Raw genomic sequence first — 14,955 nt, 5'->3', positions numbered from 1 at the left:
CCGCTCACCGCATACGGTCGACGCGCCGCCTTCTCAACCACCCTGCGGATCCCTACCGTCCGGGGTTCATGAGTCCCCCCGTCGCGCCCGTGGGCTGGAGCCGCTGGCTCGTCCCGCCCGCCGCTCTGTCCGTCCACCTCTCCATCGGCCAGGCCTACGCCTGGAGCGTGTTCAAGCCGCCCCTGGAGTCCGCGCTCGGGCTCAGCGGCACCCAGAGCGCGCTGCCCTTCCAGCTGGGCATCGTCATGCTGGGCCTGTCCGCCGCGTTCGGCGGCACCCTCGTGGAGCGCAAGGGCCCGCGCTGGGCGATGACCGTCGCCCTGGTCTGCTTCTCCTCCGGATTCCTGCTCTCCGCGCTGGGCGCGTCCCTGGAGCAGTACTGGCTGATCGTCCTCGGCTACGGCTTCGTCGGCGGCATCGGCCTCGGCATCGGCTACATCTCCCCGGTCTCCACCCTCATCAAGTGGTTCCCGGACCGGCCCGGCATGGCCACCGGCATCGCCATCATGGGCTTCGGCGGCGGCGCGCTCATCGCCTCGCCCTGGAGCGCCCGGATGCTGGAGTCCTTCGGGTCCGGCAGCTCCGGCATCGCGCTGGCCTTCCTGGTGCACGGGCTGTCGTACGCCGTCTTCATGCTGCTGGGCGTGCTGCTGGTCCGGGTGCCGCGCGAGCGGCAGCAGGCGGCGAGCGGGCCGGGGCTCACCACCGGCCCGCAGGTCTCGGCGAACCAGGCCGTCCGCACCCCCCAGTTCTGGTGCCTGTGGATCGTGCTCTGCATGAACGTCACCGCCGGCATCGGCATCCTGGAGAAGGCCGCTCCGATGATCACCGACTTCTTCGCGGACACCTCCACGCCGGTCTCGGTGACCGCCGCCGCCGGCTTCGTCGCGCTGCTGTCGGCGGCGAACATGGCCGGGCGCATCGGCTGGTCGTCGACCTCCGACCTCATCGGGCGCAAGAACATCTACCGTGTCTACCTCGGCGCCGGCGCGCTCATGTACACCCTGATCGCCCTGTTCGGCGACTCCTCCAAGCCGTTGTTCGTCCTGTGCGCGCTCGTCATCCTCTCCTTCTACGGAGGCGGCTTCGCCACGATCCCGGCGTACCTGAAGGATCTCTTCGGCACCTACCAGGTCGGGGCCATCCACGGGCGGCTGCTCACCGCCTGGTCCACGGCCGGGGTGCTCGGGCCGCTCATCGTGAACTGGATCGCCGACCGGCAGGAGGAGGCGGGCCGGCACGGCGCGTCCCTGTACGGCCTGTCGTTCGTCATCATGATCGGCCTGCTCGTCGTCGGCTTCGTCGCCAACGAACTCGTCCGGCCCGTCGCACCGCGTCACCACGTCCCCGCCCCCAGGGAGGCCGCTCATGCCGAGCGACAGCAGTCAGAACCCGCCTAGCCCCGACCGGCGGTGGCTGATCGCCCTGGCCTGGGTGTGGGTCGGGGTCCCGCTCACGTACGGGCTGTACGAGCTGGTCCGCAAGGCGACGCAGCTGTTCACCGGGTAGCCGTTCGACAGGTGTCCGGGCGTCCGGGCTCCTGACAGAAGCCGACAACCGGGGCGGCCGTTTCCTGTCGCCTCGGCTGCCGTCGTACCCGCGAGTCACTGATCAGACTGGTGGACCCGCTACCCAAGGCAACGAGGGGGACCCACCCAATGAACGGCTCGCGCATCGCCGCCGTCGGCCACTACCAGCCCGCCAAGGTGCTCACCAACGAGGACCTGGCGGGCCTGGTGGACACCACTGACGAGTGGATCAGGAGCCGGGTGGGCATCCGCACCCGCCACATCGCCGGCCCCGACGAGCCGGTCGACGAGCTGGGCGCGCACGCCGCCGCCAAGGCCCTCGCGGCGGCCGGGCTGGCCCCGGCCGACATCGACCTGGTGCTGGTCGCCACCTCCACCGCCGTCGACCGCTCGCCCAACATGGCCGCCCGGGTCGCCGCCCGGATCGGCGTCCCGCAGGCCGCCACCATGGACCTCAACGTGGTGTGCGCCGGCTTCACCCACGCCCTCGCCACCGCCGACCACGCCGTGCGCGCGGGAGGCGCGGCCCGTGCCCTGGTCATCGGCGCCGACAAGATGTCCGAGGTGACCGACTGGAGCGACCGCACCACCTGCGTACTCGTCGGGGACGGGGCCGGGGCCGCGGTGGTGGAGGCCGCGGACGAGCCGGCCATCGGGCCCGTGCTGTGGGGCTCGGTGCCCGAGATGGGCAACGCCGTACGCATCGAGGGCACCCCGCCGCGCTTCGCCCAGGAGGGGCAGAGCGTCTACCGCTGGGCGACGACCCAGCTGCCGCCCATCGCGCGCCGGGCGTGCGAGCGGGCCGGGCTGGAGCCCGCGGACCTCGCCGCTGTCGTGCTGCACCAGGCCAACCTGCGCATCATCGAGCCCCTCGCCGAGAAGATCGGCGCCGTCAACGCCGTCGTCGCCCGGGACGTCACCGAGTCCGGCAACACCTCGGCGGCGAGCATCCCGCTGGCCTTCTCCAAGCTGGTCGAGCGGGGCGAGATCACCACGGGCGACCCGGTCCTGCTGTTCGGCTTCGGCGGCAACCTCTCCTACGCCGGGCAGGTCGTGCGCTGCCCCTGAACCGCCGTCCGCCGCAGGGGGTGTGACGCGGCCGACTCCCCGAAACCCTGGCCCCTGTGCGCCGTAGACTGTAGACGAAAGACAATCGATACTGATTCTGCGGCGACACCGGCGTCGGCCGCGCCGTGCACGGCCCTGCCGAGGAGGGGGACCGCGATGCTGTCGACAGGCCTGCCCCAAGGGGCGGTACCCAAGCTGGAACGCCCGGGTCCGCTGCGTGACCGCGTCTACGAGGCCCTCCTCGAACTCATCACCACCCGCGCCCTGCAGCCCGGCCAGCACCTGGTCGAGAGTGAGCTCGCCGGGCACCTGGGGGTCTCCCGGCAGCCGGTGCGCGAGGCGCTGCAGCGCCTCAACACCGAGGGGTGGGTCGATCTGCGGCCCGCCCAGGGCGCGTTCGTGCACGAGCCGACGGAGGAGGAGGCCGACCAGCTCCTCACCGTCCGTACGCTCCTGGAGGCCGAGGCCGCCCGGCTCGCCGCCGCCAACGCCGGCAAGGCCGGCATCGCCACCCTCGAAGCGCTGTGCGCGGAGGGCGAGAAGGCCGTCGAGGCCGACGACGTGGACGGGGCCGTCGCCATGAACGCGCGCTTCCACGCCACGATCATGGAGCTGGCCGGCAACACGGTACTCGCCGAACTCGCCGCCCAGGTCGACCGGCGCGTGCGCTGGTACTACACGCCGGTGGCCCGCCAGCGCGGCCACCAGTCCTGGATCGAGCACCGCGAACTCATCGCCGCCGTCGCCGCCCGCGACGAGCAGCGGGCCACCCAGCTGATGCGGGAACACACCGAGCACACGCGGCGGTCGTACCACGCACGGGCACGCTCGTAGGGCACGGCCGGCCGGCGGCACCGCCTGATCCGCAACGCCCGGACGCCTGCGCGGTCCGGGCCGTCGGCGTGCCCTTCTCCGGTGCGCGGCCCTGCCGGGACACGCGCGCGGCGGAGGGTCCCGAACCCGTCTTTGTCCTCTGAGTGGAAAAAGTGGGGGCCAATTCCTGCGCGACTTCTTCCCACTCCCGGCAGCCACTGCTACGTTCCCTCCGAAAGCAAGCCACCGAGGTGGCGGAAAACCGGCGCGCACAGGCCGATACAGGCGGGGAGGGGCTCGTGAGACGCATGACGGCACGACCCGGGAACGCCCATCAGGCCCGACTGCTCAAGCTGTTGCGCGACGGTGGCCCCAACTCCCGCGCCCAGCTGGGCGACCAGGTCGACCTCTCGCGGTCCAAGCTCGCCGTGGAGGTGGACCGGCTGCTGGAGACGGGGCTGGTCGTGGCCGACGGACTCGCCGCCTCGCGCGGTGGCCGCCGCTCCCACAACATCCGGCTCAACCCCGAACTCCGCTTCCTCGGCGTCGACATCGGCGCGACCTCGGTCGACGTCGCCGTCACCAACGCCGAGCTGGAGACCCTCGGGCACATCAACCACCCCATGGACGTGCGCGAAGGCCCGGTCGCGATCTTCGAGCAGGTCCTGGCCATGGCCGCGAAGCTGAGGGCCTCCGGGCTCGCGGAGGGGTTCGACGGCGCCGGCATCGGCGTCCCGGGCCCGGTCCGCTTCCCCGAGGGCATCCCGGTGGCACCGCCGATCATGCCCGGCTGGGACGGCTTCCCCGTGCGGGAGGCGCTCAGCCAGGAACTCGGCTGCCCGGTCATGGTCGACAACGACGTGAACCTGATGGCGATGGGGGAGCAGCACGCGGGCGTCGCCCGCACCGTCGCCGACTTCCTCTGCGTCAAGATCGGCACCGGCATCGGCTGCGGCATCGTCGTCGGCGGTGAGGTCTACCGCGGCACGACCGGCAGCGCCGGGGACATCGGGCACATCCAGGCCGTTCCCGACGGCCGCCCGTGCGCCTGCGGCAACCGGGGCTGCCTGGAGGCCCACTTCAGCGGCGCCGCCCTCGCCCGTGACGCCCTGGAGGCCGCCCAGCAGGGGCTCTCGGCCGAACTGGCGTCACGTCTCGACACCAACGGCGCCCTGAGCGCCGTCGACGTCGCCGCGGCCGCCGCCGCCGGTGACGCCACCGCCCTCGAACTGATCCGCGAGGGCGGCAACCGCACCGGCCAGGTCATCGCCGGCCTGGTCAGCTTCTTCAACCCGGGCCTCGTGGTGATCGGCGGCGGGGTGACCGGCCTCGGCCACACCCTGCTCGCCGCGATCCGCACCCAGGTCTACCGCCAGTCGCTGCCCCTCGCGACCGGCAACCTGCCCATCGTCCTGGGCGAGCTCGGACCCGCCGCCGGCGTCACCGGCGCGGCCCGGCTGATCAGTGACCACCTGTTCTCACCCGCGTAAGCACGCACCCCGGCACGTCCCGAAGCACGCACCTCGGCACCACGCACCCGAGTACCCACCTCAGCACGGCCGCACCAGCCCAGCTCCCTGCTCTGCCCTGCCCTGACACCGGCCCGCGCCCGCCAAGGGGAATCCGCATGGCACCAGAACCACCGCTGCTCAGCATGTCCGGCATCACCAAGTCCTTCCCCGGAGTCCGGGCCCTCGACGGCGTCGACCTCGACGTCCTCGCCGGCGAGGTGCACTGCCTCCTCGGCCAGAACGGCGCCGGCAAGTCCACCCTCATCAAGGTCCTGGCCGGTGCCCACCAGCCCGACACCGGAACCATCCGCTGGCGCGGCGAGGACGTCACCCTGCGCTCGCCGATCGCCGCCATGCGTCTCGGCATCGCGACCATCTACCAGGAACTCGACCTGGTGGAACACCTGTCGGTCGCCGAGAACGTCCACCTCGGACACGAGCCGACCGCCGCCGGGTTCGTCGTCCGGGGCAAGGCGGCCAAGGCGTCGACGGCCGCGCTGCTCAAGCGGCTCGGCCACGGCGAGATCGACCCGGGCCGTCTGGTCGGGGAGCTCTCCGCCGCCCAGCAGCAGATCGTGTCGATGGCCCGTGCGCTCTCCCACGACGTGCGGCTCATCGTGATGGACGAGCCGTCCGCCGCCCTCGACCCGGACGAGGTCGACAACCTCTTCCGCATCGTCGGCGACCTGACCGCCGCGGGCGTCGCCGTCGTCTACATCTCCCACCGCCTGGAGGAGATCCGCCGCATCGGCGACCGGGTCACCGTGCTGAAGGACGGCCGGGCCGTGGCCAACGGACTGCCCGCGAAGTCGACCCCGACCCGGGACGTCGTCGCCCTGATGACCGGCCGCAACGTCGAGTACGTCTTCCCGGACCGGCCCGCCTCCCCGCCGGCCGCGGAACCCGTGCTCCGGGTCCGAGGGCTCTCGCGCGAGGGGGAGTTCGAGACGCTCGACCTCGACGTGCGGCCGGGTGAGATCGTCGGCCTCGCCGGACTCGTCGGCTCGGGCCGCTCCGAGATCCTGGAGACCGTCTACGGCGCCCGCAAACCGACGACCGGTCAGGTGCTGGTCGACGGGCGGCCGTTGAAGCCGGGCAGCGTCCGGGCGGCCGTCCGGGCCGGACTCGGGCTCGCCCCCGAGGAACGCAAGGCGCAGGCCCTGCTGATGCTGGAGTCCGTCACCCGCAACGTGTCGGTCTCCTCCATGTCCCGCTTCTCGCGCGGCGGCTGGATCGACCGGGGCGCCGAACTCGGCGCCGCCCGGGCCGCCACCCGCGAACTGTCGCTCCGGCCCGACAACCCGTCGGTGCCCGTGCGCACCCTGTCCGGCGGCAACCAGCAGAAGGCCGTCCTGGCCCGCTGGCTGCTGCGCGGCTGCAAGGTGCTGCTGCTCGACGAACCCACCCGCGGCGTCGACGTCGGCGCCCGCGCCGAGCTCTACGCGGTCATCCGCCGCCTCGCCGACGAGGGCCTCGCGGTGCTGCTGGTCTCCAGCGAGGTGCCCGAGGTGCTCGGCCTCGCCGACCGCGTCCTGGTGCTGCGCGAGGGCCGGGTCGTCCACACGGCACCCGCGCGCGAACTCGACGAACACCGCGTACTCGACCTGGTCATGGAAGGAAGCCCGGCGTCATGACGCAGCCCGTCTCCCCGCCGCTGGACAGCAGCACCGACAAGGTGCCCCAGGCCCAGCCCCCGGCCTGGCGCGGCCTGCTGTTCCGCGCCGACGTCCGCACCCTGTCCCTGCTCGGCGTGCTCGCCGCGCTGGTCCTCATCGGCGGCATCACCAAGCCCGACGAGTTCCTCGACACCCGCAACCTGCAACTCGTCCTCACCCAGGCGTCCGTCATCGGCGTCGTCACCGTCGGCATGACCTTCGTCATCGTCTCCGGCGGCATCGACCTGTCGGTCGGCGCGATCGTCGCCCTCGCCTCGGTGTGGGCCACGACCGTCGCCACCCAGGAGTACGGCTTCGCCGGCATCCTCTTCACGGCGATCGTCGTGGGAGTCGGCTGCGGCCTGGTCAACGGGGTGCTCATCGCCTACGGCGCGATGGTGCCGTTCATCGCCACCCTCGCCATGCTGGCCTCCGCCCGGGGCCTCGCCCTGCAGATCACCGACGGCAAGACGCAGATCGTCACCGTGCCGTCCGTGCTCGACCTCGGCGAGCGCGACGCCTACGTCCTCGGCATCCCGCCGCTGGTCCTGGTGTTCGCCGTCGTCACGGTCATCGGCTGGCTGGTGCTCAACCGCACCACCTTCGGGCGCCGCACCGTCGCCGTCGGCGGCAACCCGGAGGCCGCCCGGCTCGCCGGCATCGACGTCCGCCGCCAGCGGCTCTACCTCTACCTGCTGTCCGGGCTGTGCTGCGGCATCGCCGCCTTCCTGCTGATCGTCCTGTCCGGATCCGGCCAGAACACCAACGGCAACCTCTACGAACTCGACGCCATCGCCGCCGCCATCATCGGCGGCACCCTCCTCACCGGCGGCCGGGGCACCATCACCGGCTCCGTCCTCGGCGTCCTGATCTTCACCACCATCACCAACATCTTCGCCCTGAACAACCTGCAGAGCGACGTCCAGCAGATCGCCAAGGGCGCGATCATCGTCGCCGCCGTGCTGGTCCAGCGCCGTACCGCGAGCACGACCTGAGGAAAGGGTTCACCGCCATGCCAGAGATCACGAGCCGCAGAGGACTGCTCTTCGGAGCCGCCGCCGTCTCCGCCGGTGCCCTCATCACGGGCTGCACCAGCAACGAGCCGTCCGAGTCCAAGGACGAGCCGGCGGGCAACAACCAGCCGGCCGCCGACGACAAGCCCGGCAAGCAGGTCACCATCGGCTTCGCCGGACCGCAGGCCGACCACGGCTGGCTCAACGCCATCAACGACAACGCCAAGAACCGCGCCGAGAAGTACTCCGACGTCACCCTGGAGATCACCGAGGGCTCCAACGACACCGCCCAGCAGATCGGCCAGATCGAGACCCTCATCAACAAGAAGGTCGACGTCCTGGTCGTGCTCCCCGCCGACGGCAAGGCCCTCACCCAGGTCGGCCTGAAGGCGATGCGCGCGGGCATCCCGGTGGTCAACCTCGACCGGATCTTCAACACCCCGCAGGCCTACCGCTGCTGGATCGGCGGCGACAACTACGGCATGGGCCTCAACGCCGGGCACTACATCGGCGAGAAGCTCAAGGACAAGCCCGACGCCCGCGTCATCGAGCTGGCCGGCCTGGACAACCTGGAGCTCACCAAGCAGCGCACCAAGGGCTTCGACGACGCGCTGAAGAACTACCCCAACATCAAGAAGGTCGCCCGCCAGGCCGCCGAGTTCACCGTCGAGTCCGGGCAGGCGAAGATGGCCCAGCTGCTCCAGGCGCAGTCGAAGTTCGACGCGCTGTGGAACCACGACGACGACCAGGGCGTCGGCGCGCTGCGCGCCATCGAGCAGGCCGGGCGCGACGACTTCCTGATGGTCGGCGGCGCGGGCGCCCTGTCCGCCTTCCAGGCCATCAAGAAGGACGACGGCGTACTCAAGGCGACGGTGCTGTACCCGCCGACCATGGCCGCCTCCGCGATCGACCTGGCCCGCGCCCTCGGCCAGGGCAAGGGCATCGGCGGCATGGCCGAGTTCGAGATCCCGGCGTCCCTCACGCTCTACTCGGCCGTCGTCGACAAGACCAACGTCGACCAGTACATGCCGACCGGCTTCCAGTGATCCCGCCCGCACCCCCCACGTGCGCCACCCCGACCAGGACGAGGAGGACACCCGTATGGGACAGCCGCAAGCGCCGTCAGATGGGACCGAGGCAGGCAAGCCACCCCTGCGCGTGGGGATGGTGGGCTACGCCTTCATGGGCGCCGCCCACTCCCAGGGCTGGCGCACCGCGGGCCGCGTCTTCGATCTGCCGCTGAACCCCGTGCAGGCCGTGATCTGCGGCCGGGACCGTACCGCCGCGCAGGCGGCGGCCGACCGGCACGGCTGGGCGTCCGTCGAGACCGACTGGCGTGCCCTCGTCGCCCGGGACGACGTCGACCTGGTCGACATCTGCACCCCCGGCGACAGCCACGCCGAGATCGCCCTCGCGGCCCTCGCGGCCGGCAAGCACGTCCTGTGCGAGAAGCCGCTCGCCAACACCGTCGAGGAGGCCACCTCGATGGCCCGGGCGGCCGAGGAGGCGTACCGGCGGGGGCAGGTGGCAATGGTCGGCTTCAACTACCGCCGGGTGCCCGCCACCGCCCAGGCCCGCCGGATGGTCGCCGAGGGCCGGCTCGGCCGGCTGCGGCACGTGCGCGTGACCTACCTCCAGGACTGGCTGGTCGACCCCGAGTTCCCGCTGACCTGGCGGCTGCGCAAGGAGCAGGCCGGCTCGGGCTCGCTCGGTGACCTGGGCGCGCACATCATCGACCTCGCGCAGTACCTCGTGGGGGAGCCGCTGGCCGGCGTGTCCGCCATGACGGAGACCTTCGTGCGGGAGCGGCCGCTGCCCACCGGCGCCAGCAGCGGGCTGTCCTCCGTCTCGGCCGCCGGGAAGGGCGAGGTCACCGTGGACGACGCGGCCCTGTTCACGGCCCGCTTCCCCTCCGGCGCGATCGCCACCTTCGAAGCCACCCGCTACGCCACCGGCCGCAAGAACGCCCTGCGCATCGAGCTCAACGGCGAACGCGGCGCGCTCGCCTTCGACCTGGAGCGGCTCAACGAGCTGTCCTTCCACGACGCCACCGAGCCGGGCGCCGAGGCGGGCTTCCGCCGCATCCTCGTCACCGAGCCCGACCACCCCTACCTGGAGGCCTGGTGGCCGCCGGGCCACGGCCTCGGCTACGAGCACACCTTCGTCCACCAGGCCCGCGACCTCGTCCACGCCATCGCCGAGGGCCGCCGCCCCGACCCGTCCTTCACGGACGGGCTCCAGGTGCAGCGGGTGCTCGCCGCCGTGGAGGAGAGCGCCGAGAAGAACTCCGTCTACACACCGATCGCGGTCTGAGGAGGCCCCTTTCCATGCCGCGCACCTTCACGCTCTTCACCGGCCAGTGGGCGGACCTGCCCCTGGAGGAGGTCTGCCGCCTGGCCCGTGACTTCGGCTACGACGGTCTCGAACTCGCCTGCTGGGGAGACCACTTCGAAGTCGACAAGGCGCTGAACGACCCCTCGTACCTGGAGTCCAGGCACCAGCTGCTCGACAAGTACGGCCTGAAGTGCTGGGCGATCTCCAACCACCTGGTCGGCCAGGCCGTCTGCGACGCCATCATCGACGAGCGCCACCAGGCGATCCTGCCGGACGCGATCTGGGGCGACGGCGACGCGGAGGGGGTCCGGCAGCGGGCCGCCGCGCGCATGAAGGACACCGCGCGGGCCGCGGCCGCCTTCGGCGTCGACACCGTCATCGGCTTCACCGGCTCCGCCATCTGGCATCTGGTCGCCATGTTCCCGCCCGCCCCCGACGCCATGATCGAGCGCGGCTACCAGGACTTCGCCGACCGCTGGAACCCGATCCTGGACGTCTTCGACGCCGAGGGCGTGCGGTTCGCGCACGAGGTCCACCCCAGCGAGATCGCCTACGACTACTGGACCACCCAGAAGGCCCTCGAAGCCGTCGACCGGCGCCCCGCCTTCGGGCTCAACTTCGACCCCTCGCACTTCGTGTGGCAGGACCTGGACCCGGTCGGGTTCCTGTGGGACTTCCGCGACCGCATCTACCACGTCGACTGCAAGGAGGCCCGCAAACGCCTCGACGGACGCAACGGCCGGCTCGGCTCCCACCTGCCCTGGGGCGACCCGCGGCGCGGCTGGGACTTCGTCTCCGCGGGGCACGGCGACGTGCCCTGGGAGGACGTCTTCCGGATGCTGCGCTCCATCGACTACCAGGGCCCGGTCTCCGTCGAATGGGAGGACGCCGGAATGGACCGGCTCCAGGGGGCGCCCGAGGCGCTGACCCGCCTCAAGGCCTTCGACTTCGAGCCGCCCAGCGCGTCGTTCGACGCCGCGTTCAACAGCTGAACCGCCCACCCGGCCAGGTCCGGGGCGGGGACCGGCGCCCGTGCCGGTCCCCCCTCCGACCTGCCCGGAAACCGCTTTGTCCTGCGCTGGGAGAAAGCTGAACCGAACCTGGCACAAGGGGTGTTCGCCCCGGACGGAGGCGGTTACCGTCCTTGAAGTGTTCAGGACACACCCACCTCCGGGGTGACGGCGCACCCCGGCGCCCGCACCGCACGTCTTCGTACCCACCCCGTACGGCCCACCCGTTCCCGGAGGGACTTCGTGCACAGAAGCAGCCCCACCCGCACCCCCAGACGGCCCAGACTGCGCACCACCATCGCCCTGTTCACCGGCCTGCTCCTGGCCGTGGGCACCCCGGCCACCGTCGCCGGCGCCCACCCCGGCCACCCCGAGCACGACGAACCGGCAGCCGCCGAGGGCCAGTTCCAGCAGGTGCCGCTCGCCAAGGGCGAACCCGAGATGGGCGAGCCGATGTCGCTCGCCGTGCTCCCCGACCGCAGCGTCCTGCACACCTCGCGCGACGGCACACTGCGCCTGACCGACCAGGGCGGCGTCACCAAGGTCGCCGGCAAGATCCCCGTCTACACCCACGACGAGGAGGGCCTCCAGGGCGTCGGCGTCGACCCGGACTTCAAGAACAACCGGGCGATCTACCTCTACTACGCCCCGCCGCTGGACACCCCCGCAGGCGACGCACCGGAGACGGGTACCGCCGAGGACTTCAGGAAGTTCGACGGCGTCAACCGCCTCTCCCGCTTCACGCTGAACACCAACGGCACGCTCAACCTGGCCAGCGAGAAGAAGGTCATCGACGTCGCGGCCTCCCGCGGCCTGTGCTGCCACGTCGGCGGCGACATCGACTTCGACGCCGACGGCAACCTCTACCTGTCGACCGGGGACGACACCAATCCCTTCGCCTCCGACGGCTACACGCCGATCGACGACCGGCCGAACCGCAACCCGGCCTTCGACGCCCGCCGCAGCTCCGGCAACACCAACGACCTGCGCGGCAAGATCCTGCGCATCAAGGTCGCCGAGGACGGCTCCTACACGATCCCTGAGGGCAACCTCTTCGCCCCGGGCACCGACAAGACCCGTCCCGAGATCTACGCGATGGGCTTCCGCAACCCGTTCCGGATGAGCGTCGACGACAAGACGGGCATCGTCTACGTCGGTGACTACGGCCCGGACGCGGGCGCCGCCGACCCCGAGCGCGGCCCGGCCGGGCAGGTCGAGTTCGCCAAGGTGACCAAGGCGGCCAACTTCGGCTGGCCGTTCTGCACCGGGAACAACGACGCCTACGTCGACTACGACTTCGCCACCAAGGAGTCCGGCGAGAAGTTCGACTGCGCCGCCCCGAAGAACACCTCACCGCACAACACGGGCCTGACCGACCTGCCGCCCGCGCAGGCCGCCTGGATCCCCTACGACGGCGGCTCGCTGCCGGAGTTCGGCACCGGCTCCGAGTCCCCGATGGCCGGCCCGGTCTACCGGTACGACCCCGAGCTCGACTCCAGCGTGAAGTTCCCCGAGGCCTACGACGGCGACTTCTTCGCCGGTGAGTTCGGCCGCCGCTGGATCAAGCGGATCGAGCAGAACGAGGACGGGTCCGTCGCGAAGATCAACGACTTCCCGTGGACCGGCACCCAGATCATGGACATGGAGTTCGGCCCCGACGGCGCCCTCTACGTCCTCGACTACGGCGTCTCCTGGTTCCAGGGCGACGAGCACTCCGCGCTCTACCGGATCGAGAACGCCGAGGACGGCTTCTCCCCGATCGCCGAGGTGAGCGCCGACAAGACGTCCGGAGCGGCCGGCCTGAAGGTCACCTTCACCGGCTCCGCCAAGGACGCCGACTCCACCGGCCTCACCTACAGCTGGGACTTCGGCGACGGCACCAAGGGCGAGGGCCTCAACCCCACCCACCGGTACAGGAAGGCCGGCACCTACAGCGCCACCTTCACCGCCAAGGACCCCGAGGGCAACACCGGCAACGCCAGCATCCGCATCGTGGTCGGCAACACCGAGCCCAAGGTGCGCATCGACGTCCCGGGCAACGGCACCCTGGCCGCCTTCGGCCAGCCCGTCCCGTTCAAGGTGACCGTCACCGACCCCGAGGAGACCGTCGACTGCTCCAAGGTCAAGGTCACCTACAGCCTCGGCCACGACTCCCACGCCCACGAGCTGACCAGCGAGATGGGTTGCGAGGGCACCCTGAAGCCGCCGCCCGGTGACGGCGGCCACGACCCCAACGCCAACATCTACGGCGTCGTCGGCGCCAGCTACACCGACGGCGGCGCCAACGGCCAGGAGGAGCTGACCGGTACGGCCCGTACCGTCCTGCAGCCGCTGCACCGCCAGGGCGAGCACTTCACCACCCAGTCGGGCGTCTCCGTCATCGACAAGACCGGCGCCAACGGCGGCAAGACCGTCGGCGACATCAACGACGGCGACTGGATCTCCTTCACCCCCTACCGGTTCGACGGCCAGAAGAAGGTGACCGTGCGGGCCTCCTCCGGCGGCGCCGGCGGCTTCGTCGAACTGCGCACCGGCTCCCCCGAGGGACCGCTGCACGGCTCGGCCTACATCCCGCCGACCGGCGGCTGGGAGACGTTCCAGAACGTCGACGTGCCGCTGCGGTCGCTGCCGAAGAAGACCACCGACATCTACCTGGTCTTCAAGGGCGGCGAGGGCGCGCTGTTCGACGTGGACGACTTCGAGTTCTCCAAGGAGCCGTTCAAGGGCGGCAAGAAGGTCCTGGTCTTCTCCAAGACCGCCGGCTTCCGCCACGACTCCATCCCGGCCGGCATCGCCGCGCTGAAGGAACTCGGCGGCCCCGCCGGCATCACGGTCGACGCCACTGAGGAAGCCCGGCAGTTCACCACCACCAACCTCGCCAAGTACGACGCGGTGGCCTTCCTGTCCACCACCGGCGACGTGCTCAACGCCGAGCAGCAGAAGGCGTTCGAGGAGTACGTGGCGGGCGGCGGCGGGTACATGGGCATCCACGCGGCGGCCGACACCGAGTACGACTGGGAGTTCTACGGCGGCCTCGTCGGCGCCTACTTCCAGTCGCACCCGGCCATCCAGAAGGCCACCGTCCGCGTCGAGGACCACGACCACCCGTCGACCGCGCACCTGGGCGACGCCTGGGAGCGCACCGACGAGTGGTACAACTACCGCACCAACCCGCGCGAGCAGGCCAAGGTCCTCGCCACCCTGGACGAGACCACCTACCAGGGCGGCACCATGAAGGGCGACCACCCGATCGCCTGGTGCCAGAGCTACGGCGGCGGCCGTTCTTTCTACACCGGCGGCGGCCACACCAAGGAGTCCTACACCGACGAGGCCTTCCGCGCCCACCTGCTCGGCGGCCTGCAGTACGCCACCGGCCAGGTCAAGGCGGACTGCAAGCCGAACAAGGGCTACCGGAAGATCTTCAACGGCCAGACCCTGGACGGCTGGAAGCAGGCCGGCCCCGGCACGTTCGTCGTCAAGGACGGCGTGATGGAGTCCGAGGGCGGCATGGGTCTGCTCTGGTACCAGGCCAAGGAGCTGAAGTCGTACTCCCTCAAGCTCGACTGGAAGATGCAGGGCGACGACAACTCCGGGATCTTCGTGGGCTTCCCGGCCTCCGACGACCCCTGGTCCGCGGTGAACAAGGGCTACGAGATCCAGATCGACGCCACGGACGCCCCCGACCGCACCACGGGTTCGGTCTACTCCTTCAAGTCGGCCGACATCAAGGCCCGTGACCAGGTTCTGCGGCCGCCCGGCCAGTGGAACTCCTACGAGATCAAGGTCCAGGGCGAACGCCTCCAGGTGTTCCTCAACGGAGTCAAGATCAACGACTTCACCAACAAGGACCCCGAGCGGAGCCTGACCGACGGCTACATCGGCCTGCAGAACCACGGCGCCGACGACCAGGTCTCCTTCCGCAACATCCAGCTCAAGGAACTGCCCGTCCAGGGCCAGTGAACGGCGGCGGGCGGGGGACGCCGGACCCCCGCCCGCCGTCTCCCCCCTCCCCCCGGGTTCGC

The 14,955-nt window shown here is 71.1% G+C and carries 11 protein-coding genes; all 11 read left to right on the top strand.

The window, feature by feature from the left end:
* Nucleotides 1–68 precede the first annotated feature (68 nt).
* The 11 genes from ACF07N_RS22065 to ACF07N_RS22015 all read left to right on the top strand — a co-directional run bounded on the left by ACF07N_RS22065 (nt 69) and on the right by ACF07N_RS22015 (nt 14,893).
* Entirely contained in the window at nt 69–1,400 is a 1,332-nt protein-coding gene (locus tag ACF07N_RS22065) for an OFA family MFS transporter (RefSeq protein ID WP_392115489.1), read from the top strand.
* Nucleotides 1,369–1,509, top strand: coding sequence for a hypothetical protein (locus tag ACF07N_RS22060; RefSeq protein WP_392115487.1), 141 nt, complete (start codon nt 1,369–1,371; stop codon nt 1,507–1,509). Before ACF07N_RS22065 ends, ACF07N_RS22060 begins: the two co-directional genes overlap by 32 nt.
* A 149-nt stretch (nt 1,510–1,658) precedes the next feature.
* A complete protein-coding gene (locus ACF07N_RS22055; RefSeq protein WP_392115485.1) occupies nt 1,659–2,597 on the top strand; it encodes a beta-ketoacyl-ACP synthase III in 939 nt (312 codons plus the stop codon).
* Nucleotides 2,598–2,753: 156 nt separating this feature from the next.
* Entirely contained in the window at nt 2,754–3,431 is a 678-nt protein-coding gene (locus tag ACF07N_RS22050) for a GntR family transcriptional regulator (protein ID WP_392115482.1), read from the top strand.
* A gap of 287 nt (nt 3,432–3,718) precedes the next feature.
* Nucleotides 3,719–4,900, top strand: coding sequence for an ROK family protein (locus tag ACF07N_RS22045; RefSeq protein WP_392115479.1), 1,182 nt, complete (start codon nt 3,719–3,721; stop codon nt 4,898–4,900).
* A 137-nt stretch (nt 4,901–5,037) separates the two neighbouring features.
* Nucleotides 5,038–6,555 carry a sugar ABC transporter ATP-binding protein gene (locus tag ACF07N_RS22040; protein ID WP_392115476.1) on the top strand — a complete coding sequence of 506 codons (1,518 nt, stop codon included), beginning with the start codon at nt 5,038–5,040 and terminating at the stop codon, nt 6,553–6,555.
* Nucleotides 6,552–7,571 (top strand): ABC transporter permease, encoded by a 1,020-nt coding sequence (locus ACF07N_RS22035; protein ID WP_383584944.1) that lies wholly within the window; start codon nt 6,552–6,554, stop codon nt 7,569–7,571. The genes ACF07N_RS22040 and ACF07N_RS22035 overlap by 4 nt, the downstream gene beginning before the upstream one ends.
* 17 nt (nt 7,572–7,588) lie before the next feature.
* Nucleotides 7,589–8,635 (top strand): substrate-binding domain-containing protein, encoded by a 1,047-nt coding sequence (locus tag ACF07N_RS22030; RefSeq protein WP_383321648.1) that lies wholly within the window; start codon nt 7,589–7,591, stop codon nt 8,633–8,635.
* Between the two features lie 55 nt (nt 8,636–8,690).
* Nucleotides 8,691–9,902, top strand: a complete 1,212-nt coding sequence (locus tag ACF07N_RS22025; RefSeq protein WP_383321645.1) for a Gfo/Idh/MocA family protein — start codon at nt 8,691–8,693, stop codon at nt 9,900–9,902.
* 14 nt (nt 9,903–9,916) lie between these two features.
* Nucleotides 9,917–10,915, top strand: a complete 999-nt coding sequence (locus ACF07N_RS22020) for a sugar phosphate isomerase/epimerase family protein (RefSeq protein WP_392115471.1) — start codon at nt 9,917–9,919, stop codon at nt 10,913–10,915.
* A gap of 261 nt (nt 10,916–11,176) precedes the next feature.
* Nucleotides 11,177–14,893, top strand: coding sequence for a ThuA domain-containing protein (locus tag ACF07N_RS22015; protein WP_392115468.1), 3,717 nt, complete (start codon nt 11,177–11,179; stop codon nt 14,891–14,893).
* Nucleotides 14,894–14,955: the final 62 nt, after the last annotated feature.

Origin of the sequence: Streptomyces sp. NPDC015242, from assembly GCF_043079125.1 — a bacterium.
Lineage (GTDB): Bacteria > Actinomycetota > Actinomycetes > Streptomycetales > Streptomycetaceae > Streptomyces.
This window is presented reverse-complemented; position numbering and strand designations above follow the sequence as displayed.